Raw genomic sequence first — 24,925 nt, 5'->3', positions numbered from 1 at the left:
CTATTTGACACCATTAACACCTTCAAGGCTTGCCGAAGGGGGATTTTTGTGGCCATGCCAGCCATGGAGTGGCGTAACCGGCCCGCCGACACGACAAAGCTGCGCCTGCGGGGAAAATGGCCCCCCTGTCTGAGCTGCATCTGGCGACTTTGGTTGGTTTAGATTTAGATACTAATTCTAATCAAAAGTCTGTTATAAATATGGATTTGGATAGATTTGATGATTGAATCATTGATCTTAAGGGGTGAATAAGCTCGATCAAATGTGTTTAGAGACTGCCACTACTAAGAAAATAATGTGTAGCATATAGCGCCACAATGGAGGTTTGGATGAGCCTGACTCCGAGTCGCAATGGCGATCCTGACTTTTAATATGTCTAAAGTGATCGCGGCTGCATAAGCCCTTGATCTTCAAAGTTTCAGCGGTTGGGAAGTGTGGCGGTAAAACCGTGCCAGAGTGTAAGATTTTTCTTGGCAATTGCCCTTCACAGGTGTTTACATCTGGTCTCCAACCTTGAAATGACTTTAATCGTCAGCCGTCGCCCAACCAATATTGCTGTTGAAACAATCTCTGGCGCGGTCTGTGGAAATCCTTCCACCCTGTTGGTTATCCCCTGTGTATCAGGAGTTTATGACCTTTTCCAGCCGTAGGCCAGTCATCGTGAGACATGCGCTGCCGCCATCTGTTCAAGATGGCGGTTCGTTCGTTTTCGATTTTTCCGATTTTTTTGCCGAACCGATCTGCCGCTGAGTTGTTTCCCTGCCCGCTTTACCTTTCCCGCTATTTTCGTTCCCCTGACCCTTTTCCTGCCATGAAGAACAGTCACCCAACCAACTCCATTCCAGAGCGCCTGACACGGACCCTGCGCCAGCCTCTGTGGAAAAAAATGGTCTCGTCCGTTCTCCTGGCGCAGCTGGCGCTTTGGAGTGTGCAGGTCCGTGGTGCTGATTTCACCTGGGATGGCAATGCCGGAAACTGGAATACCTCCAGCCCACAATGGAATGGTGGTGGCCTCTGGACCAATGGCAATAACAACATTGCCATCTTCGGAGGCACTCCTGGAACCGTCACTTTGACCGAAGCGATCACGGCTGGCGGGCTGATTTTTAACACCACGGGTTACACCCTCGCATCAAACGTGCTGACCTTGGGCGGAATCGGGGAAATCAAAGTGACGGAACTGGGGGATCGGGCGACCATCAGTTCACAGATCTCGGGAACATCAGGTTTGTACAAGACGGGCAATGGTGTGCTAGTGCTCAGCAACAACTCCAATAATTATTCCGGCACCACGCTTGTGAACCAAGGAGGTTTGGTTGTCACCAATCAGTTACAGCTTGGCAACAGCAATCTGATTGCGGTCAATGGCTATGGCGCGGCTGGCTATTCGGGCGGGCAGTTGATTCTTCAGGGCGGTCTTGGGAGCATGACCTTCAATAAAAACCTCGCCCTTGCAGGCCGTGCGCTGAACTACGCGAACTCCTCCACGGCCGCACTGGTCAACATTGGTTACAACAACACGATTTCGAGCAACTTTGCCTTCGCAAACGGTTCGGCCGCCAACGTTGCCAACAACTACGGTAACCTGACCCTTTCCGGCACCCTGGGCATCCCCACAGGCAACTCTTTTGCCACGGTCGGCAATGGCAACTTTATCGTCAGTGGGCTGGTCACCGGCGGCAACGTGTCCACAGACCGCTTTATCAAGTCGGGGACTAACATTGGCACAACCCTGTGGCTGCAGAACCCCAACAACAACTATGTGAGCGACACCCGCATTGATTCCGGCACGATCCGTGTTTCAACGAATTCCGCGCTGGGCCTGAGCACCTCAACAACGGCGATCGACCTTGTGGGCGGCACTCTTGAAATCAACACCGACACCCCTGACTTCAGCACGCGCAACATCCGTTTTCGTGACAATAACACGGGCGGGATCTTTGTGAACCGTGCGCTGGGTGGCAGCGGACTGAATCAGACAGTCACTTTTGGCCGTGCCATCGCCAACCTCGGTGTGACATTCAACCTTTCGGGTCGTGACGGATACAACACGACGATGGGTGACGGCGTCAACACCTTCAGCGGCGGCGGCGCCAACGGCGTCACCATCAACAACAACTCCAGCGGCCTGCTGACGATCAACGCGCCGACCATGTGGAGCCAGGGCGACGGCACCACGCGAACCTTTGCGATTCAGGGCAATGCGGACTCGCTCCTGAGCGGCAACTTCCTGCGCACGGGTGGTGGCGCGCATATTTTCACCAAGGGCGGCACAGGAACGGTGACCCTTCAGGGCACAGCGGGCACTTTCACCGGCAGCGCGAACGTCACAGGCACGGCGATCATCAATTCTTACGGTGTCTTCAACACCACGACGGCGAGCGGCGCGGTGCAGCTGAATGCTGGTGCTGTCAGCTATCTTGGCACTTCCGGCACCGGTGCTGGTGAGACCCTGACCAAGGTGATCAATCTTAGCGGCACCACAGGTGCTGGCGTTCTGCTCGGCAATCAGGCTGGCACGGCGCCGACCGCGCTTGTCGTGAGCAGCAACGTGGCGGCCGGCGGAGCTGGCCTGAAGACGTTGTTCCTTGGCGGCAGCGCTGGCGCAGCCATTGTGAACACGGTCAATGGTGTCATCCAGAACAACACCACCGCCAACCCCACAAACTTGGCTAAGATTGGCAGCGGCACCTGGCTTTACAGCCCGGCAGCTGCCAACTACGCGGCGGGTGGTGCCATCAACAGCGGTGCCGCAGCAAGCGCGACGAATACCGGAGTGATCCCGATGTCCAGCACGACCGGGCTTGTTCTGGGACAGTCCGTCACCGGCACGAACGTTCCCGGCGGCTCGGTGATCACGGCCATCACTCCTGGTGTCAGCATCACCATCAACAACAACATCAGCACGGCTGTTGCAGCGGCCACCTCGCTCACCTTTGGCGCAGTGACAAATTTTACCGGAAATGTCACGGTTTCGGGCGGTCTTCTGCAGGTCAAGCCAAGCGCGGGGAGCGGCAATGGTCTGGACGTAATCAACAATGGAAGCGCGGTCGGCTTTGCTCCGGATGCGCTGAACTTGAATAACTGGGCTGGCGGCGTTCTTGAGTATCAGGGCTTCTCTACGGGAAGCACAGAGCAGGTCGGGCCTCTGAACTTGGTGGCTGGCCAGGGCACTATCAAGGTGACGCCAGGCGCGAGCGGTTCCACGATCCTGAACTTCGCATCGCTGGGTTCAAGTATTGCGACGACGGCGGCCTCCAGTGCCTCCAGCACGATCACCGTGGCGAGCACCGCAGGATTGTCAGTCGGCATGGTCTTGGGTGGCGGCAGCGCGGCAGCAACCATCACTAGCATCACCAACGGCACCCAGTTTGTGGTGAGTGCGGCGCAGACCATTTCGAGCGGAGCGACCCTCACGTTTTCCCGGCCGACGGGTTCGACGGTCAATTTTGCACCGGGCACTGGCACTGGCATCCAGTTTGCCACACCGCCTACAGGAGTGAACGGCATCATTGGTGGCTTCGCCTACATCACCGATCCGGTGAGCGAGGCAATTGACTTTGCCGCCACCCCTGCTGCCAACACGAACATCACGGCACTTGGTTCGAGCACAGCATTCCCGACGGCGACCGGTTCAGCGACCACCAACTATCTTCTCAATGCCAATACCACGACCACGGGAGCCGTGGCTGCGAACTCGATTCGTTTCGCGGACGGAGCCAGCCTGACGCTCGGCACCGGTAACCTGACCATCACCTCCACAGGAACGACTGCGGTGGGCGGCATCCTGCATGACAACGCCAATGGAGCCTCTGTCATCAGCGGCCAGAACATTCTTGTTTCCGCAGCGAATCAGGAGCTCGCCATCATCACCGGTGGCAAGGGTGCGGCAGCGAACACACTGACCATCAGCTCTGTGATTACCGGCAACAACACCACCACCGCCGGCACGGGTGGCGTAACCAAGGCAGGCACTGGAACTTTGATCTTGAGCGGTGCAAACACCTACACTGGCACCACGACCATCAATGAAGGCACCGTCCGGCTTGGCAACGCCAATGGCCTCGGCGGCACGAATGCAGGCCTGATGATGCGCCAGGGGACCACTCTGGATCTGAACGGCTTCAGCGTTGGCAGCGCAGGCGCCAGCAGCGGTCTGAACGCCTTCAACGGCGCCGGCATTATCACCAACAGCGCGGCCAGCGGCACAGCGCTTCTGCGTTTCGGCAACAACAACACGGGCGGTTTGTTCACCGGTCTGATCACAGATGGAGCCACCGCCAAGATTGCGCTGGTCAAGGCTGGCACCGGCACCTCGGTGCTTAGCGCGGCAAACACTTTCACCGGACCTGTGACCATCCTCGGCGGCAACCTGGACCTGCCAAACATCGCAAACATCGGCGTGGCGAGCGGCATCGGCGCTGGTGACGCCACCGATGCCACTAGCAACGCGGCAAGCCTTGTCTTCAATGGCGGCAATCTGCGCTACGTGGGTACAAACAGCGGTGGCGCTGTCACCGCCACGCAGACACCGTCGGTCAGCACCAACCGCCTCTTCACACTTGCAGGCAGTGGCGGCATCTACTCGTTCGGCAGTTATGGCAACATCACCGCTGCCCGCGCGGGCAACAACGCCGCTTTGATTTTCAACAACACGGCGGACCTGGCTTTTTCCGGTGCCGGCGTGCGCACCTTCACATTGGGCGGTGACTCAACCGGCGACAACGAGATCCGCATCCGTCTGCGGGATAACCCCAACGCCAACGAAGCGCTGTCGCTGACCAAGGCAGATGCGGGCCTGTGGATTCTGAATCCGCTGACCTCCAACACTTACTCCGGTGCCACCACCATCTCCGGCGGCGCATTGCAGGTGGCGCCGCAGGGCGCGGCTGTCCAGGGCTTCTCGGCCAACAGCAATCTTGTGCTCAGCGGTGGTGTTATCCAGACCAGTGGCAGCTTTACCAAGACCATGGGCACCGGCGCCAACCAGGTGCAGCTCACAGGTGGCGGCTTTTCCGCCAGCGATTCCAAGCTCACCGTCAACCTTGGCGGTGGCACGATCAATCTTGGCACCGCTCCGACAGCCGGTAGCACCATAATCCTCAGTTCCACCTCGGCCTTTGCGGACGTGGAACTGCAAAACGCAATCAACCTGGGCACTGCGGCGCGCACCATTCAGGTGGATGACAACGGCAACACCGGGCTTGATTTCGCTTACGTGTCCGGCGTGATCAGCGGCGGCACAGGCGGAACGCTGAACAAAACCGGCAGCGGAACGCTCATTGTCGGCGCAGCAAACACCTACGTGGGCGGCACCACCATTACTGCCGGTAACCTCTTCGTGCAGTCCGTTGGTGCTGCTGGCGACACAGCCACCAGTCTGGGCACCAACGTCGGTGGCGGCGCGCTCACCCTTGCGGGCGGCCAGTTGTTCTATGTGGGCACGGGTGAGCAGACCACCCGAAGCATCAGCCTCACCGCTAGCGCGACCATCGACGCCGGTGGCAGTGGCCCGCTTGTCCTTACCAATTTCTCCAATGGCAATACGACGGCGAAAACGTTGACGATCCGCGGTATCAGCATTGATGGAAACACCATCACCAGCAATTTGTTGGACAATACCGGGGCACTCTCCGTGACCAAGGCCGACGGCGGCGTTTGGGAACTCACCGGCAACAACACCTTCACCGGCAACCTGTCCATCAACGGCGGTCTGATTGGTGTGAACGCCGCCTCCGGCCTGGGCGCGCCCGGCACAGGAGCCATTGTGGTTAGCAATGGTGGCATTTATTCCACCAATGCTTCCTCGACACTCACAATCGCGCGTGCGCTCCAGATCGCCTCAAACACGCAGGTGGCTTTCACCGGCTCCAACCCGATCTCGGTGTCCTCCACCATCACGGGTAACACTGGCAACCCGTGGACCATCAACAACACCATCACCAATCCTGCCGGGCTGACCATTTCAGGAGCTTTCAACAGTGCTGAGACCAGCACAACACGCACATTGGCGATCACTGGCACAGGCAACACGACCGTGAGCGGCATCCTGCAGGGAGCTGGCGGCGGCGGCGGCACGGTTGGTTTGGTGATCAACACCGCCAGCTCGGCCACCACCACGCTTACGGGAGGATCGCCAAACCTTCTCGCGGGCAGCGGCGAGCTGCGCCAAGGCATTCTGGTCTTGGACAAAGCTGGCGCCTTGGGCACCGCTCAGACATTTGACCTCAATGGCGGTGAATTGCGTGCCACAGCGACAGTGGGAAGTGGAACCTTTGCCGGCACAGCCCGTGTGAATGGTAGCACAGCCATTGTCAATGGCAGCAACCCGATCACTTTCTCCGGTTCTCTGGGCCAGTTGGGTGGCAACCGCACCCTCCAGAATGACATTACAGCCGGAACCGGCCTGACCATCTCTGGTCCAGTCAACCTCTCAGTGGACGCCACTATCACAGCCCGCACCCTGACTCTCAGTGGTATTGGCACCACAAACATCTCTGGCATCATCCGCAACGATGCCGCTGCTGGTTCCACGGCGAGCAATGTGACTTACAGCGGCACGGGCGCGCTGAACCTGAACGGCGCTGCGGCGAACTCCTGGACAGGCACGGCGATCTTCCAGGGCGGCACTACCACAGTGAGCAATGGGGCTACCATCGGCACCACTGGCGCGGCAACCGTCAGTCAGGCGATCCTGACACTGGACAACGTTGGGACGAACGTTCTGAACCGTCTCGGCAACCGTGCACTGACACTCAACGGTGCTACACTGAACTTGACTGGCAACACCGCCGGCACCGCAGAAGCTAACACCAGCGGCCTGACGATCGGATCGGGTGGCAGCACCATCAACATCACCAACAACGGCGGCACCAGCTCCCTGAGCTTCAGCACGCTGACGATGACGGCCGCCGGTGCCGCGCTCGATGTCACCGGTGGAGTTGGCACGGCGACCACTAAGCTGCTGTTCACCACGGCCCCGACTTTGCTTCCGGCGACCACAGGCATCCTCCCACGTGTGACGGTTAGCGGCAGTGACTTTGCCACCTACGGAGCGAATGGCATCGCGGCCTTCACCGGCTATGTGACCCCGGCCAACATCAATTCGGCGGGCACGACCGACACGCTGAAGCTGGACGGCACCACGACGGTTGGTGCTCTCACCGCGAGCAGGACCATCAACGCCCTGGCGTTTGACACGGGCGCTCCCACCGTGAGCAATGGCGGCAGCAGCAACGGCTCCGTGCTGACCATTACCTCGGGCGGGCTGCTGGTGAAAGCCGGCACGCAGACCCTTGCCGCCCGCACCGCGCTTGGTGCGGAAGGCCAGTTCCATGTGGCCAGCGGCACGACTTTGAATGTCACCGGCATTCTCACCGGCACTGCGGGCCTGACCAAAAACCTGCCCGGCGCGATGAACATCACAACGCCGCAGTTCTACGCTGGCACGACCACGTTGAACGGAGGCACGACCACGCTCAGCACTAGCAACAACACCCTCTTCCTGAACCAGACGCTGGTCGTCAACCCAGGCGCCACTCTCGACCTCAATGGCGGCAACCAGGTGGTCGGCGCCTTTGGCGGGGGGAACATCCCCGGTTCCGGCGGGACCATCACCAGCGCGGCTGCGGCGGTCTTCTCGAACAACGGCAACGTGGCCTACGGCGGTGGGATCACCGGTGCGATCACGATGAACAAGTTCGGCGGCAACACGCTGACGGCAGAAAGCCCTCTGGCCTACACCGGCGAAACCTGGGTGACGGGCGGCACGCTGACCCTGCGTGACAACGCCACGCTACTCAACACCTCGGCCATCAACGTCAATTTCGCGACCCTGAACCTCGACAGCAATGCGAGCCTCCAGATGGCGAATAACAACCGCGTCAACGACGCGGCACCCATCACGCTGCGTGGCGGCACCATCACCTACCAGGCACGGTTCGGGGTTGGCTCGGAAACGCTTGGCGCCATCTCGCTTGTCGAAGGGGCGTCCACCATCAACGTCAACGCTGCGAACAATGCGGGCAGCAACTTGTTCAACCTGGCGGCGGATCTCACGATCGCAAGCCTGACCCGGGCGGCCGGCACAACGGCCAATTTCACTGTCAACCAGGGCTTCGGCACCAGCGGTAATAACAACCACCTTTACATCACGAGCACGCCGACCACGCTCTCCAATGGCATGCTTGGAGCGTGGGCGATTGCCAACGCGACGGACTTTGCCACCTATGATCCGATCACGGGAATGGGAGCTTTCGGCTACGCGTTGGCGCGTGGTTACGACACCACCTTTGCTCCGGGCAACGTCACGCAGTTCATCAACAATGCTGCGCCGACCTCGCAGCCCATTTCCGCCAACACCACCACCGGCGCGCTGCGCCTCGGAGGTGTCTCCAACAATGACATCACGTTTGCAAGCGGCAGCACCATGCTGACCTTGGAAACCGGCGGTCTCCTCCGCAGCAACCAGGCGGCGGCCACCACCATCGGCAGCTTTGCCACCCGTGGCGTTCTGACCGCCGGGACCACGGCCAGCCCTGCAGAGCTGGTCATTTACAGTGCAAACACTACGGCTACCGCTCTGGCTGCGACGGGCTCTACAACGGCGGGATCTCCAGTCGTCACCGTGCCCTCCAACGCGGTCTTCTCCCCCGGCATGACGATCACAGGCACCAACATTCCCGCCGGCTCCTATGTCGTGTCGGTTGACAGCGCAACGCAGGTGACGATCAGCCAGAATGCCACAGCTACCGGCGGCAGCATCGCCTTCACACCTGGAACGGCCAACGTCATTGTCCACTCGGTAATCACCAACAACGCCGCCGGCGGCGCGGTGACACTGGTGAAATCTGGCGCTGGCACGCTCAATCTCTCCGGCAACAACACCTACACAGGCGGCACCATTTTCAACCAGGGCACCGTGAACTTGGTGGGCTCGGGCGTCGTCATTCCGACGGGCGGCGTAACGCTAAGCGGCGCGACGCTCACGATGAACACGAACGCGGGCCAGATCGCCGCGGGCAACTCGGTCACCCTGAATGACAGTTCGACACTGAACCTTGTTGGCAACAACTCCCTCGTCAGCCTGAACTTTAACAACACCGGGGGCACCGGCACGCCTACGGTGAACACCGGCGGCAGCCTGACCCTGACCGGCGCCACGCCGGTCACCGTGACGAGCAACAACCTCGGCTCGGTGCCCACGATCGCAGGCACGGTGACGCTGTCCGGCACCAAGACCTTCAACATCGGTGCCATCCAGGTCGGCTCTGAAGTGCTCAGCAGGATTAGCCCCTCGATGAACATCTCCGCCGTCATCAACAGCACCGGCAGCACGACCCTCGTCAAGACGGGAGCTGGTTTGCTGCAGTTGTCAGGTGCCAACACCTTTTATGGCAGCCTCGACCTCCAGAACGGCGGGCTTCTTGTGGGCACCAGCAGTGCTCCGACCCAGGGCGGCGCAGGGCTGACAAGCGGGCCTTTCGGCAATGCTTCAATCACGGCGGCCGCAGGCACCTATTTCGTCACGGACGCCAGCCGCAGCTTTGGCAACAATGTGGCCTTTGCAGGCACTCCGATCTTTGACAGCACCGCCAGCACCGTGTGGACGCTGACCCTCAACGGCACGCTCACTGGCGCCGGTCTCGCGGGCCCCACCCCGACGATCCAGGTGGACAATCCGTTCCTGACCGTGGCCCTGCTTGGCAAGATCCCGAACATCGGCAGCATCACCAGCTTTAACAAGACCGGCCCCGGCACGCTGATCTTCAACGCCACTGGCTACACGGGTGACTTCAATGCGTCCGCGCTGGGCAACCAGAACCAGGTGCAGCTGCTCCACGACGGCGATGGCACTGGCTCCGTGCAGAACATCGCGCTCCCGGGCAATGTGATCTTTGATGCCGGCATCGTGCCAAACATCGTGGTGAACCGTGCGGGTGGCGCGATTCCGTTCCCGACTCCGGCGAACAAGATCATCACACCGGCCAGCATCTCCAACATTGGCACCGGCCTCACTGTGACGAACACCAATGGTTACGGCCTTGGCTACGCAGGCGCGGTGGCCTTCGGCAGCTCCCCGGTCTTCAATGTGGTGAATGCCACGAACTCCAACGTGACGCAGGGCCTCTACCTGAGTGGCAACCTCACGGGCACCGGCTTCACCAAGTCCGGCGCTGGCACGATGGTGATCAACAACGCCACTCCGGCCAACAACACGTTCACCGGCAACATCAACATCACCCAGGGCGTGGTTTCAGTGAACGCTGACGCACAGCTTGGCAATGCCGCCAACCTCGTGGTGCTGAATCCCTCCACCGGCACCTCCACACTGCGTGCCACGGACACCTTCACCCTGAACCACACCATCCAGTTTGCCGGCACGGCGAACACCCGGACGATCGAAGTCAGCAACGGCAAGACGCTGACGATTGGCAGTGCATTCGACCTGAACTCCGGTGCGGGCAACGCGGCTGTGCTGACCAAGGCGGACATGGGCACCCTGGCTCTCAATGTTAACAACCCAAGCTGGACGGGCGGTATCAACATCACCCAGGGCGCGGTGTTGCTCGACAACAACACCCTCACCAATGCTGCAGGCACAGGCACGATCTCCGTCGCGCCTGCGGCAGCGGCGATCGGCGCGGCTCTCCAGCTCGCTGGTGGCGTCACCATCAGCAATCCGCTGAACCTGCAGGGCACTGCCAACCAGCTCTATGCAGGTATCAACTTCGGCGGCCAGCTGGAAAACGTGTCCGGCACGAACACCTATTCCGGCGGCATCGCCATGCCATTCGACGCCACGATCGGCGCGCGCACGGGCAGCACGCTGAACATCACCGGCCTCATCACCGCCACCGGCTCGCACCGCCTGCAGTTTAATGCGGAAGGCAACATCAACGTGACGGGTGGCGAAACCGGCATTCTGTTCGGCTTTGACAAATACGGCGCGGGCACCCTGACGATCAACACGGCGGCCTTTGGCGGCGTGATGACCACCGGCGGTGTGCAGGTGCACCGCGGGACGCTGGTGCTCAACGGCGCGGGAACAACCAACTCCGCAGGTGCGGTGAACATCGTGCAGAGCGGTGCGACGATGCGTCTGGACAACAGCGGCACGAACACCGCGAGCCGTCTCACCGGACGCGCGCTGACCCTACAGGGCGGCAACTTTGACTTCATTGCCAACAATTCGACGGAACTCGCGGGCGCCCTCATTTACGACCAGGGTGGAAACACCATCAACAACGGCGGCAGCGGCACCTCTTCGCTGACTTTCGCAAGCTTCGCAGGCGCCGCAGGCGGCACCCTGAATGTCACAGGCACCTTTGGCACGGCGACCAACTTTGTGAAGTCCACCGCCGCAGTCACCCTGACCCCGGCGACAACGGGCATCCTGAACCGTGTCACCGTCAATGGCAATGAGCTGGCCAGCTACAACGCAACCAACGGCATTGTTGCCTTCACCGGCTACTCCGTGGCGACGAATATCCTCAGCGCGACGACGACGTCGACCTTCAAGGCGACGCCCTCCACGCTGAACTCCCTCACTGGCAACGCGACACTCAACGCCCTGACCCTGAACGGCACTGCGGCGGTGGGTGGCCTGGGCGGCAACCCACCCAGCGCGTTGACCCTGACCAGCGGCACCATCCTTGCCAACGGCACCGGCGGCGCCTTCCTCAATGTCCCCATTGTGACTTTTGCTGCGAACGAGGCCATCATCCACGTGCAGAGCGGCCAGACGCTGACGGTGAACAGCGGGATGAACGGCTCCGGCGGTCTCTCCAAGAACCTGACCGGCAACCTGATCTTTAACGCCCCGCAGTTCGTGTCTGGCACGACCTATGTGAATGCTGGCATGCTGACTCTCTCCGGCGGCAACAACACGATGCTCTTCAACAATGGTGTGGCGGTGAACAACGGCGGCACCCTTGAACTGAATGGCAACAGCCAGTTCATGGCGGGCCTTTCCAGCGCCGCGGCTGGTACGGGCGTGGGCGTCGTGGGGGGCACGGTGACAAACAGCTCCGGCACCCAGTCCACGCTGACGATTAACGGCAACACTAACTTTGGTGGTGTGATCGCTGGCAACATCTTCCTGAACAAGACCGGCACAGGATCGCTCAACCTACAGCAGCCGCAGACCTACACCGGCCCGACCTTGATCACCGGCGGCTCGGTCACTCTCAGTGACTTCGCCACCCTGCCAAACACCAACCAGCCGATCGAGATCCGTTATGGCGCGCTGAACCTCACCAACAACGGCACCAGCTTCGCGGACCATGGCAACCGCGTGAGCGACACGGCTCCGATCACCCTGGTTGGCGGGGCGATTGCCATCACGGGGCGTCAGGCCTCACTCTCCTCCGAAACCCTGGGCTCGATCACCCTCGCCGGTGGCCAGAACATCCTCACCACCAGCGCTGGCGGCACCAACATCAACTCGATTGACGTCACCATCGCCTCACTGGCCCGCACGGACAACACCTCCACCATCCGATTCAACGCCACCGGCGCGCTAGGCAGCAGCAACCGCCTGTTTATCACGGCCAATCCGACCCTGACGAACAACATCATCGGCGCCTGGGCCATCTCCGACCGCGAGTTCGCCAGCTACGATGTCAACTACGGCGTCGGCCGCCTGAACGACACAGGTTACGCCGGTTACGCAGGCAATGGCCTGAACAGCAACCCGCTGGCCACGGACAACGTGCGCTTCACTAATGCAGGCACCACCACGCTTCTGGGCAACACCACGGCGAACACGCTGGCCTTTGCCTCGCAGTCCACCGCCACCGTCCTGAACCTGGGCGGCAACACCCTGATCCTCCAGGGCGGCGGTTTGCTGATGGCCCAGGGCACCGATAACATCGACCACTCCATCACCAACGGTAACCTGACCAGCGGCACGCTCAACAATCCGAGCGACTTCTTCATCCACCACGCGAATTTAGGCGGCGCGGGACGCACCGTCACCATCGGCGCTGCGATCACCAACAATGGCACTGGCGCGGTGCGCACCATCTTTGGCTCCGGTCAGCTGGGTGAGACTGTGGCCACGGGCGCGGTGACCCTGAACGGCACCAACACCTACACCGGTGGCACGGTGATCAACTCTGGCGCCATCACGCTGGGCGCCACCGGCACCCTCGGCAGCGGCGGCCTGACGGTGAAGAACGGCATCTTCACACAGACGGCGGGCGGTGTGATCCCTTCACAGGCGCTGACCCTCGGCGGCGGTGCTTCCGTCACACTGGCGGGCAACAACTCGCTGACCACCCTGACGATTGATAATAACGGTGGCTCGGCCCCGACCGTGAACCCCACCGGCATCCTCACTCTCACGGGTGCGGGCGGCATCACCGTCACCACCAGCAGCCCTGGCACGATTGCCACCATCGGCACTGGCACATTGGATCTGAACGCCAACGCGACTTATCCGATCTCCATCGGAGCCGCGGTGGTGAACGGTGTGGATACCGCGCCATGGCAGGCTGGTTTTAACATCAGCGCGCTGCTCCAGAACGGCGGCATCGTGAAGTCCGGCCCCGGCCTGCTCCAGCTGAGCAATGCGTCGAGCACCTTTGCCGGCGGAGTCAATGTGAGCGCAGGCGGTCTTGTGATCGGCGCGAGCAGCATCGGAGCGAACTTGGGTGATGCTCTCATTAGTGGTCCGCTGGGCACGGGCACAGTGACCATGGCTGCGAACACCACCCTGGTTTCCACGGGCGCCTTCGCTGTGACCAATGACTTTGTGTTCCAGGGGAACACCACCTTCAACGGCACGAACAACCTGACCTTGAACGGTAACACCATTCTGCCTAGCACCTGGAACGCCACGGTGACTGCCCCGCAGACGATTGTTACGATCGGTAATGTGATCAACTCACTCGCCAGCGACGTGATCAACAAGGGTGGCCTTGGCACCCTGAACGTTGGCAACTATAACGGCACCATCAACATCGCTGGTGGTTTGATCTTCAGTGCAGACGGCAACCAGCTTGGAACTCCCCAGAGCCTTGCCCTGGGTGGCAATCTCAACCTGACTGCGGACACGGCGATCACCGTCAATCGTTCCGGCGGTGCGCCGAATGCCCGCAACAAGACGCTGCAAAAGGTGAATCTGATCAACAACGGCAGCATCCTCGCCGTCAATAACCTCAATGGCTACGGTCTGGAATTCACCGGCACCACCAGCTTGACGACGGGTGCCTCACACTTCTCCGTCACCAACGCTTCCGCGTCCAATGTGGTCGCGGGCCTCACCCTTAGCGGCGTTGTTTCTGACACCAGCGGCTTCAGCATGGTGAAGTCCGGCCTTGGAACTCTGGCGTTCACCAACAGTGGAAACACCTTTGGCGGTGTGGGGGCAACGATCGACGTGCTCAACGGCGTCCTCGCGGCCGACTCAGACGGCGCCCTCGGGAATTCTGCGAACACCATCACGCTTGACGGCGATGGCGCTCTGGGAACGGCTTTCCGCGCCACGGGGACCTTCACCACCGGCCGCACTTTCATCTTGAACACCGTGAACAACGCGTTTGAAGTGACCGTGGGCAACGTCCTGAGTCTGACGGCTCCGTTCTCACTTTCTGCTCCGACCAACACGCTGATCAAGAACGACAACGGTGTGCTGGCCATCAATGCGAACAACAGCACCATGACTGGCGCGGTGACCATCAATGCCGGCGCCATTCGCGCGCTGAATAACAGCGCCCTCGGCTCGGGAACCATCACCATCGCCAATGCCACCGGTGCGGCCCTGCAACTCTCCGGCGGTGTCACGGTCTCCAATCCCTTCACCCTCACCGCCACTTCCACCGGCATCAACAACGGCGGCATCATTGAGAGCGTGAGCGGCGTTAACACATACTCCGGTGCCATCACCCAGACTAGCGGTGCTGCCGCGACTTATGGCGCCCAGTCAGGTTCGACGCTGAATCTTACCGGCACTTACAACGCGCCGGGTGCGAACTCCATCACGTTCGCTGGAGCTGGCACGGTCAACCTGCAGACGGCTCTGAACAACGGCGGTACGTTTAACAAGCTTGGCAACGGCATCCTGAACATTAATGTGGCCAATCCCGCCCTTGCTGCGTCGCAGACCGTCAATCTCTTCGGTGGCACCACTACTCTCGCTGGACCAGGAACCCTGGGACCAGTGGGAGCCGCCACGGGGACCCTGACCGTGGACGTGGGGGCCACCCTGACGCTGGACAACCGTACGGCCGCCCTTGGCGGCACTGGTATCAATGTTAACGACCGTTTCGGCACCACTCGCAACATCACGTTCCGTGGCGGCAACTTTAACCTCGTCGGCAACGAGACCGTCAACACCACGGAGACCTTCGCAACGCCAACGATGGCCCGCGGCCTCTCCGTGATCACGGTGACCGCCCAGACCGGTGCCCAGGCAAACCTGCTCTTCACCACCTCTTCCCAGAGCACTGGGTTCGCGGCCGCCCAGAACAACGGCACGGGACCGACCGGCACCTCGGTGCTCTTCCGTGGCACCAATCTGGGACAGGCAGCGGCCAACGGCGTGGCCACCGTCCGGAACTCGGGCTCGACCAACGGCTTCCAGTTCAACGGTCAGGGCGGCGCCAATGGCAGCAACACCAAGGGCATCCTTCCTTGGGCGCTGATCGACTCGAGCGCCACTGGCAGCGGCACCTCCTTCGCCACTGGCGACGGCACAGCCTTCACCACCGCCATCCTGCGTCCCCTGGCAGCGGGTGAATACGGCACGGCCAATACCATCACCGCGAACCAAAACGTGCTGCTCAATAGCGGCGCGACCACGAACATCTCCGCCACCATTGCTCCAAACTCGCTGACCATCGATGCAAGTGCGAACACCGGCAGCACCAATCCGTTTGCCCAGCTCAGCTTGAGCAGCGGCGGCATCTTAGTGCGCTCGGGCAGCACCTCCACCATCGGCGGTGCGGTCATCAACCAGCCCGCAGGCAACTCTCCGCTGAACATCTGGACGGTGGGGGATCTCTCCATCACCAGCTCGCTGATCGGCGGCAATGGTACGGCCAACGGAGCCGTCGGCTTTGTCAAGGCGGGCGCTGGCACACTCACGCTCAGCACACCGACGACGACCACCACCGGCCTCGCGGCGCTGACCGGGCTGAGCACTGGCATTAATAACTATTCTGGGCAGCTGGTCATCAACCAGGGCACCCTGAAGCTCAATGGCGGCACCAACACCATCCAGGCCAACAACTTCATGGCCATCAATGGCGGCACGCTCGACTTGAACGGCAACACCCAGCAGATCCTGAGCCTGTTCACGGATGGCACGGTGAGCGGCGCGGGGGGCATTATCACCTCCAGCACCGGCACGGGCAACTTTGTTGTCAATCAGGACGCCACGAACCGCAACTGGGCTGGCTCCATCCAGGATTCGGTGAACTTCGTCCGTTCCGGCCAGGCCATCCTGACGATCTACTCGCCGCAGACCTACACCGGCACGACGGTGATCAACGGTGGTGCCACCACGCTGCGCGACGACGCCAGCTTCTCTGGAACTTCTGGCATCGATATCAACTTTGCGAGCCTGACGCTCGACAACAACACAAGCACCACGGACCTTTCCAACCGTATCAGGGACGCGGCGGCCATCACCCTGCGAGGCGGCACGCTCGCCTTCCAGGGACGTGTGCAGACCGCGTCCTCGGAACAGGTCGGCGTGGTCACCCTGGCACAGGGCAACTCCTTCCTCAACTCCACAGTGGGCGGCACGGGCATCAACTCCGCCGACCTCATGCTGGCAGGCCTCAATCGCACGACGGGTGGCGGCACGGTGAACTTCACAGCGGCCACTGGTGGCCAGATCGGCAGCAGCGCGCGCATCATGATCTCGGAAATCAACGGTGTCTCGACTGCCACGCTGGGCGGCGGTCTGGTCAATGAAATTATTGGTGGCTGGGCCGTCATCGGCACCAGCGATTTCGCCACCTACGTGCCCGGCTTGGGCGTTGCTGCCATGGGGGCCACCGGGGCGCTACAGTATTCCAATCCTACCTCTGTTCCCTCGACCATCGCCACTGCGGCCACGACTGACAATGTTAGTATCAACGCTCCTGTCACTGGCAACATCCTGTCTGTCCCGAATGATCAGATGATCAACAGCCTGCGCGTTGGCAATATTGCCACCCAGACCGTGAACATCGCTGCTGGCAAGACCCTCACCCTGTCCAGCGGCGGCTTGCTGTTCTTCAGCACCGCACAGCAGAACATCGGCAGCGCTGTCAACCAGGGCAGTCTGACCAGCGGCGGTCCCGAGCTCTTCGTCTATTCTCAGGGCACGGGCCCGCATGTGATCAACAGCGTGATCACCGGCTCCGGCATGACGCTCATCAAGAGCGGTGCGAACACTGTGACACTTGCCGGCACCAACACCTACACCGGTGGCACGGTGGTGAACCAGGGCGTTCTCAATGTGGCGACGACCAGCCTCATTCCGCTGGCCACTATTCCGGCCAACGGCCTCGTCATCAGCGGCGGCACTGCCACAATGAATGCTGCGGGCGCCATCGCCGCTGGCAACATCGTCACCCTGAACGGTGGCGGCAGTGTCTTGAACCTCTTTGGTGACAACACCATCACCGGCCTTGTGTTCAACAACATCGGCGGTGGTGCCAGCAACGTGCAGATCAACACCTTCGCCCAGCCAGCGACGGGTGGTTCCGGCGCCACGGGTGTCCTCACCATCGGTAGCGACGGCATCGTGGCGACCTCGGCGAACGTGACCAACTCCAACATCATCGTGGGCCGCGTGGATTTCGGCACCACAATGAAGACGCTGAACATCGCGCCGATCACCGTCAACGGCGTCCAGCCCGCTCCGCTTCTTGCTAGCCTCGCCCTGCAGAGCATCGTGGGTAGCACCGGTGGTATCAACAAGACTGGCAACGGCGTCTTGCAGTTCAACGCGCAGGCGCACTACTCAGGTCCGACGCAGGTCACCACTGGCGGTATCCGCACGGGTGTCACCAACGGCGGCTCCCGCCTCTCTGCCCTGACGCTGGGTGCTGGCACGCACTTCAACCTCAACGGCCTCGCGACCACTTGGGGATCCCTGGCAGGATCCGGCACTGTCTTTAACAGCAGCACGACGGCGGCGACGGTGACTTTCGGATTTGACAATACTTCGACCACGTTCTCCGGCCAAATCGCCCGCTTCAGCGACGCGGTAGTCGGCTCCACGGCGCTGCAAAAGATCGGCACTGGAGTTATGTCCATGACCTCCGCGCAGAGCTTCGCCACGGGCTCTACGGGCGCCATCACCATCAATGGTGGTGAGCTGAACTACACGGGCGCAGGGAAGGCCTTCGCAGGCACCGCGCAGTCCGGCGGCGGAACCTTCAATGTCAACGTTGGCGGCACCCTCCGCGTCAACAACAGCCTGGCCTCCGCCAGCAATGTGAACAACCGCCTCGGCCTGAATGTGGCGGGCACTCTGAACCTCCAGGGCGGCTCCCTTATCATCGATGGCAACGGCAACGACGCCAGCAACACAGTGGAAGTCATCACCACGCTCGACTTCACCAACGGTGGCGGCGTCATCACTCTAAACGCCAACGCTGGATCACAGTTGAACCTGACTGTTACCACCCTCGCTGCCGAGGACGGCACGGGCTCCGGTTTGATCCGCGGCATTGGAGGCACTGCCGCAGCCGCTGGCAACGCCACGCTGACCATCACCACGCCGAGCCTCCTGGGCAGCCAGGGAACAGGCGCAACCGGCACCTCCACCATGGCTGTCCGCCGTGACATCCTGGCAGATGCCTCCGCCACTGGCGTCGGCACCGGCTTCCTCGTCCGCGACACCGTCACTGGTCTGTATCGAGCGCTCGGCGGTGCCGCAGGTCTCGCCTCCACTGAATACAACCTGACGCAGGCCACCTGGGCCTCAACTCAGAACGCTGGCATCAATGCAGCGACGACCGCCCTCCCGGCAAACCGGGCGGCCAACACCCTCACAATAGGTGGTGCGAGCACCCTGAGCTCCGCCTTGGACAGCACCACCTTTGGTTCGTATGGCCCGAATGGCGGTCTCCTTGCTCTCAGCCTGACGATTAACGCCGCGCTAGCTCTCGACGGGTCTGTCGCCGATGTGAACATTGGCACGCTGAACGGCACGGCCGGCACGGCCTGGGCTATTCACACAGTTGGCACCGCGGTGATGAATCTGAACGGCCGCTTTGGTCTGAACAACACCGCCGGCATCCTCAAGGCCGGTGCGGGCACCCTGAACTTCAACAATCAGACGCTGTTCACCGGAACCTTGGCGGTGAATGACGGCACGGTGAACTTGAACTCTGGCGCGGAAAACACCTTGGTGGTGACACCCACCACAGGGGCGGCCGCGACAAACTCTCTTAATGTGAACGGCATCGGCGCGGTTGTCGATCTGAAGGGCAACAACCAGGCGGTTAACGTGCTTTTGGCCGTCAATCCTCTGCCTGGCAACGGCGGCACGGTCACCAACTCCAGCGTCACTGCGGCCACGCTGACTTCCATTGGCGGCGGCACCTTCAGCGGGCAGATCTCCGGCAATCTGGCCTTTACACGTGCGGGGAACAACACCACCACGCTGACCACCGCCAGCACCTACACAGGTGTCACCGTTGTCCGCGGCGGCACCTTGCAACTACGTGATTCAGGCAGCATCGCCAGCACGGCGGGTCTGAGCCTGAACTATGGCACTCTGAACTGGGACAACTTCGGCCTCAATCCGAATGGCAACCCGAACCCGGTGCGTATCGCCGCGAACAACCCCGTGACCATGCTGGGCAGTTCCTTCAACATCAACGGAGCTGGCTCCACCGACACCACGGTGGCTCTGAACTCCATTGCGGTCACCGGCGGCAACAACACCATCAACGTTCTGCCTTATATCAATGAAGGCAGCACCGTGAAGCTGACCATTGGTGCCCTGACCCGCGACAACACGAACCACAGCGGTATCAACTTCAACGGCTTCACCACCAACAACTCCTCCGGTGTCTCCACCATCGGCGGCCAGGGTCTGACCCAGAACGGCCAGGTGGTGATCAACTCCATCGGTCAGACTGTTGCAAGCGCGGTGACCACCGCTGGCAGCAACATTGTCACGGTGCCTTCCACCGCTGGTCTCTATGTGGGCGGACTGGTGACGGGCACCGGCTTGCCTGCCAACTCGCGAATCACGGCCATCACCAGCGCGACGACCTTCACCATCACAACCGGCACGGGTGTCACGGCCCAGTCTTCCACGACTCTCACTGCTAGCAGCCCCATCATTAACCTGTCCCTCACTGGCGGTGTGACCACCGCTGGCAGCAACATCGTCACCGTTCCTTCCACGACCGGATTATTTGTTGGCGCTCCAGTGACCGGCACCGGCATCCCGGCGAACTCGTTCATCACCGGCATCACCGGTGCGACGACCTTCACGATCACCACCGGCACGGGCGTCACTGCCCAGTCCGCCACGACGCTGACCTTCAACAACCTGCAGAACAACTTGATCGGCGGCTGGGCCGTGGCGGATGGCAACACCTTTGCCACCTACGTCAGCGGCAACGGCGTCTTCACTAATAACGGTGTATCCGTCATGAGTCAGACGACGCAGGGCATTGTGGCCCCGGGCTTCACTGGCACGGACCTCAGTGCCGCCCTTGTGACTACGGGCAACTACAGTGATGGCGGAACCACCCGCACCCTTGCAGCAGGCGCCCAGACCGCCAACTCCATCCGCCTCGTTCCCGGAGCGGCTCAGACCATCACCATGCCGACGACCAGCACCTTGGCGCTGAACGTAGGCATGATTTCTAACGCGGCCTTCCTGAGCACCATCGCGGCAACGGATGCCACGAACACCATCTCTGGCACTGGCACGGATCTGTATTTCTTCGTCAACCAGAACGTTCTTCAGATCAATGCCGCCATCATCGGCAGCGCTGCGCTGGTGTCCAATGGTCCGGCCACCCTCCGGCTGGCCCCCGCGTTTGCCAGCAACACCTACACAGGCGGCACCTTCGTCCAGAACGGCACGATGACCCTCCAGGCCACAAGTCCCTTCATCGCCATCCCTGGCAATCTGACGATTAACAATGCCGCGGTAACGATGAGCACTACACCAAACCAGATCGCTACGACGAGCGTGGTGTCGATCAACGGCGGCGGTAGCCTCACTCTGGCCAACTACACCACCGGCCCGACGCAGACCCTCGACAGCGTGATCTTCTCCAACGAAGGCGGCATTGGCAATCCGACTCTGTCGCTCGGCACACCGACGACTGCCACGAGCACCCTGGTGCTGAGCAGCGCCACGCCTATCACGGCCAGCAACAACAGCCTCGCCACAGTGCCGACGATCAGCACTGGCGCTGCCACGCTGACGGCCCTTCAGTTCAGCAATGCCAATCCGGTGATCATGGTGAACCAAGGTCTCGGCCTGACCGGCCTGACCATCATCGCGCCGATCACCCAGAACGCGGGCATGACCGGAGCGATCTCCAAAAGCGGTCTGGGTGCCCTCGCCCTCAGCGGCCAGAGCACGTTTACCACAGGCCTCACTCTCAACCAAGGCAGCCTGATCCTGGGTGCCAACTCGACGCCGACCACTGTTGCTACGCCAGTGACCAGCGGACCTCTGGGCACGGGCACCTTGACGATTGCTGGCGGCACGACACTTCTCAGCGACGGCACGGCCCGCACCGTTTCCAATCCGATCACTGTTAGTGGTGACTTCACGGTCGGCGGCATCGTGGCAGGCAACGGTGTGGTTCTCAATGGCACCGTCGACCTCGGTGCCACCGGCCGCACCATCACCGTCACCAGCCCGGCGGTGAATGCGACCCTCGCCGGTGTCATCAGCAGCACAGCTACGGGCACGGCCCTCACTAAGGCGGGCGCAGGCACGCTGACCCTTTCCAACAGTTCCAACGTCCTCGGCGGTGCGGGCATCGCGGTCACGGGCGGCATCCTGAAGCTGGGCGTTGACAACGCGATCCCGAACGCCAGCCCGCTGGCCATCAGCGCTGGCGCTGGCTTTGACCTGAACGCCTTCAACGAGGCCATCCAGACGATCAGTGGCACGGGCTTCATCACCAACTCCGGTGTCGCCAAGACGCTGACCGTCGGTGGCACGAGTGCCACTGACACGACGACGCCTAACACGGTGAACAGCACCTTTGCTGGAGCCATTGTCGCCGCGACGCCCGCAAACCTTCTGCTGACGAAGTCCGGCTTGGGCAATCTCACCCTGACTGGCAGCGGCCTGTCCACCTACGCGGGTGCGACGACCGTCGTCGCAGGCTCGTTGATCGGCGGTGCTGACAATGCATTCTCACCGAACAGCATCGTGACCGTTGGCAACACCACCACTGGGACTGCAAACTTGGTCGCCACGCTGGACACTGGCGCCTTCAACCAGACCATCGCCGGCCTCGTTGCTGCGACCCAGACGGTCGGGAGCAGCTCCACGATCAATGTCGCTTCAGGCAAGACCCTGACGGTGAATGGCAACGTGACCCTTGGCTCGAACACCTCAGCGACGGACACAACCAATGTTAACTTCACTGGCGGCGGCAACCTTGTGGTGAGCGCAACTGCAGGCACCTTCCAGGTCGGCGGTGCCACCGGCGGCACCAACACCAACGCTGCGATCGTCAACATGTCAGCTCTGGCTTCCTTCACGGCAAATCTGGGCAGCGGTGGAACCTTCCGCATCGGAGACGCGGCGAACACGACGGCTGTCTCCACATTTGGCTCATCAATCCTGACGCTGGCTCCGGTCAGCTCCATTGCGGCAGGCACCCTCAATATCGGTGAATCCACCGCTCAGAACATCGTCCAGACCCTCAAGCTGGGCAGCACGTCGAATGCGCTCAATTTCAACACGATCAACGTGGGTGCCAACACCAATCGCGGTATCGGCAACCTGAGCTTTGCCACCGGCACTGGAACGGTGACTGTGCGCGCGTTTGACGGTGTCAGCAGGGCCGTGATGAATCTGACCAACGGCAGCGGTGCCACCGCCAACCCCCTGGCCAGCACGGTGGATCTGAGCGGACACAATGCGGATCTGCTCCTGAGCACGCTGACTCTCGCTGCCCGCAGCGGTGGCACGACCGGCGGAGCCACCTCAACCTTCACCTTTGACACTGGCACGCTCGACGTGACCAGCACTGTGATGACGAGCCGCACGGGAGCGACCCTCACCACGGGAGCCCTTGCTTCCACGATCAATCTCGGGGGTGGCACGGCAAGCCTCGGTGCGGTGACAATGGCCATCAACAGTGTTTCGATTGCCAGCACCGGAGCCGCCACCGCGACTCTGAATATCAGCGGTGGCAGTGTCACCGCAGCCTCGATCAACATGGCCAACGCGGGCAACACCGGCGGCACCAAGGTGTCCACTTCGACGATTAACATCACCGGCGGCACGCTCACTATGGGCGGTAACATCACACGCACAGGCGGTGCGGGGACAGAAAACACCACCTTGACCCTTAATGGCGGCACCCTCGACATGGCTGGCTTTAACATTGGCAGCGCCACCTTGATCGGTTCTGGCTCAGGCTCGCTCAATTTCCAGAGCGGCACCTTGAAGAATGTGGGCCAGATCAACAACGGTGCCGTCTTGACCAAGACCACGGCTGGCACGCTGATCATGGAGGGTGCCAATACTTACACGGGCGGCACCGCCATCAACGGCGGCACGCTGCAGGTGAATAGTGCTGGTGCCATTGGCAGCACTGGAACGGTCAGCTTCGGCGGTGGCACACTGCAATACACCACGAACAACACCACCGACTACTCCAACCGCTTCAGCACTGCCGCCAGCCAGGCAGTCAGCATTGACACCAACAGCCAGGCCGTGACCTTCGCCACCGCTCTGACCAGCACGGGTGGCTCGCTCACGAAGTCTGGTGCGGGAACCCTGACCACCACGGCTGCGAACACCTACTCAGGCGCAACCACGGTGAACGGTGGTGTGCTCCAGGTTGGCACCACGGCCACCGCTGGCACTGCCGCCCTCAGCGGCGCGGGTGCTGTGACAGTGAATGCGGGCGCGACTCTGACGGGCACGGGCAGCGTGGCTGGCGCAGTCACGGTGCAGGGTGCGGGCACCAACATCGCGGTGCTGACTCCTGGTGACAACTCCGGCGCCACGAATGCCCGCCTGAACCTGGGCAGCAGCCTGAGCATCGGTGCGAACGGCCAGCTGCAGTTCCAACTCACCTCAGCGACCTACAATGAGGCGGGTAACCTGGGTGGTTACGCGAATGCTCTGGCCTTCATCACCGACGGGGCCAATTCGAGCCAGGTCGGACTTTGGAATGCGGTGCCGACCCTGGGTAACAGCGACTTCATCAACGTCGCTGGCGGCTTGACCATCAACACCAGTGCCAATCCGGGCACCATTGGCACAGTCCGCCTCATCAACAATGGTTATACACCTGCCTACGGGGACGTGTTCAACCTGATCGACTGGGCTGGTGCGATGGGCGGCGGCTTCAATGCTGGCACGGGCTTCACTAGCGGAGGCATCTTGGGTGACTTCGATCTTCCGACTCTGTCTGGTGGCTTCGCCTGGGATACCAGCGCCTTTGTCCAGTATGGTGTGGTCGTGGTGGTTCCTGAGCCGGGACGTGCGTTGCTGATGCTGCTCGGTCTGATGGCCCTCTTCTTCCGTCGCCGCCGTCGCGACTGAGGGTGAGCTGCTTCCTCCATTGAAATCTGAGAACCACGCCTGACCGGGCGTGGTTCTTTTTTGATGAGGAGAGCTACCCCTGTTGTTCGGCTGCTGCCGGCTTGACGAGCATCCGGGCTGTAAACATGGATGGGGGTTGATCTTTGGGGCATGTGCCGCCATCGGTCTCTCTTCTTTCCCGCCCTCCTTTCGTTACCGAGCTTGTCC

Annotated in this window: 1 protein-coding gene; it reads left to right on the top strand. The window is 61.4% G+C overall.

The window, feature by feature from the left end:
- Window positions 1–811: 811 nt before the first annotated feature.
- The gene (locus BGE01nite_RS21105) at window positions 812–24,718 is read left to right on the top strand and encodes an autotransporter-associated beta strand repeat-containing protein (RefSeq protein ID WP_170266951.1); all 23,907 of its coding nucleotides are present in this window, start codon (window positions 812–814) and stop codon (window positions 24,716–24,718) included.
- Window positions 24,719–24,925: the final 207 nt, after the last annotated feature.

It is taken from the genome of Prosthecobacter gellanilyticus, assembly GCF_007992435.1.
GTDB lineage: Bacteria > Verrucomicrobiota > Verrucomicrobiia > Verrucomicrobiales > Verrucomicrobiaceae > Prosthecobacter > Prosthecobacter gellanilyticus.
The sequence above is the reverse complement of the archived record's forward strand: the minus strand, read 5'-3'. Positions and strand labels throughout refer to the sequence as shown.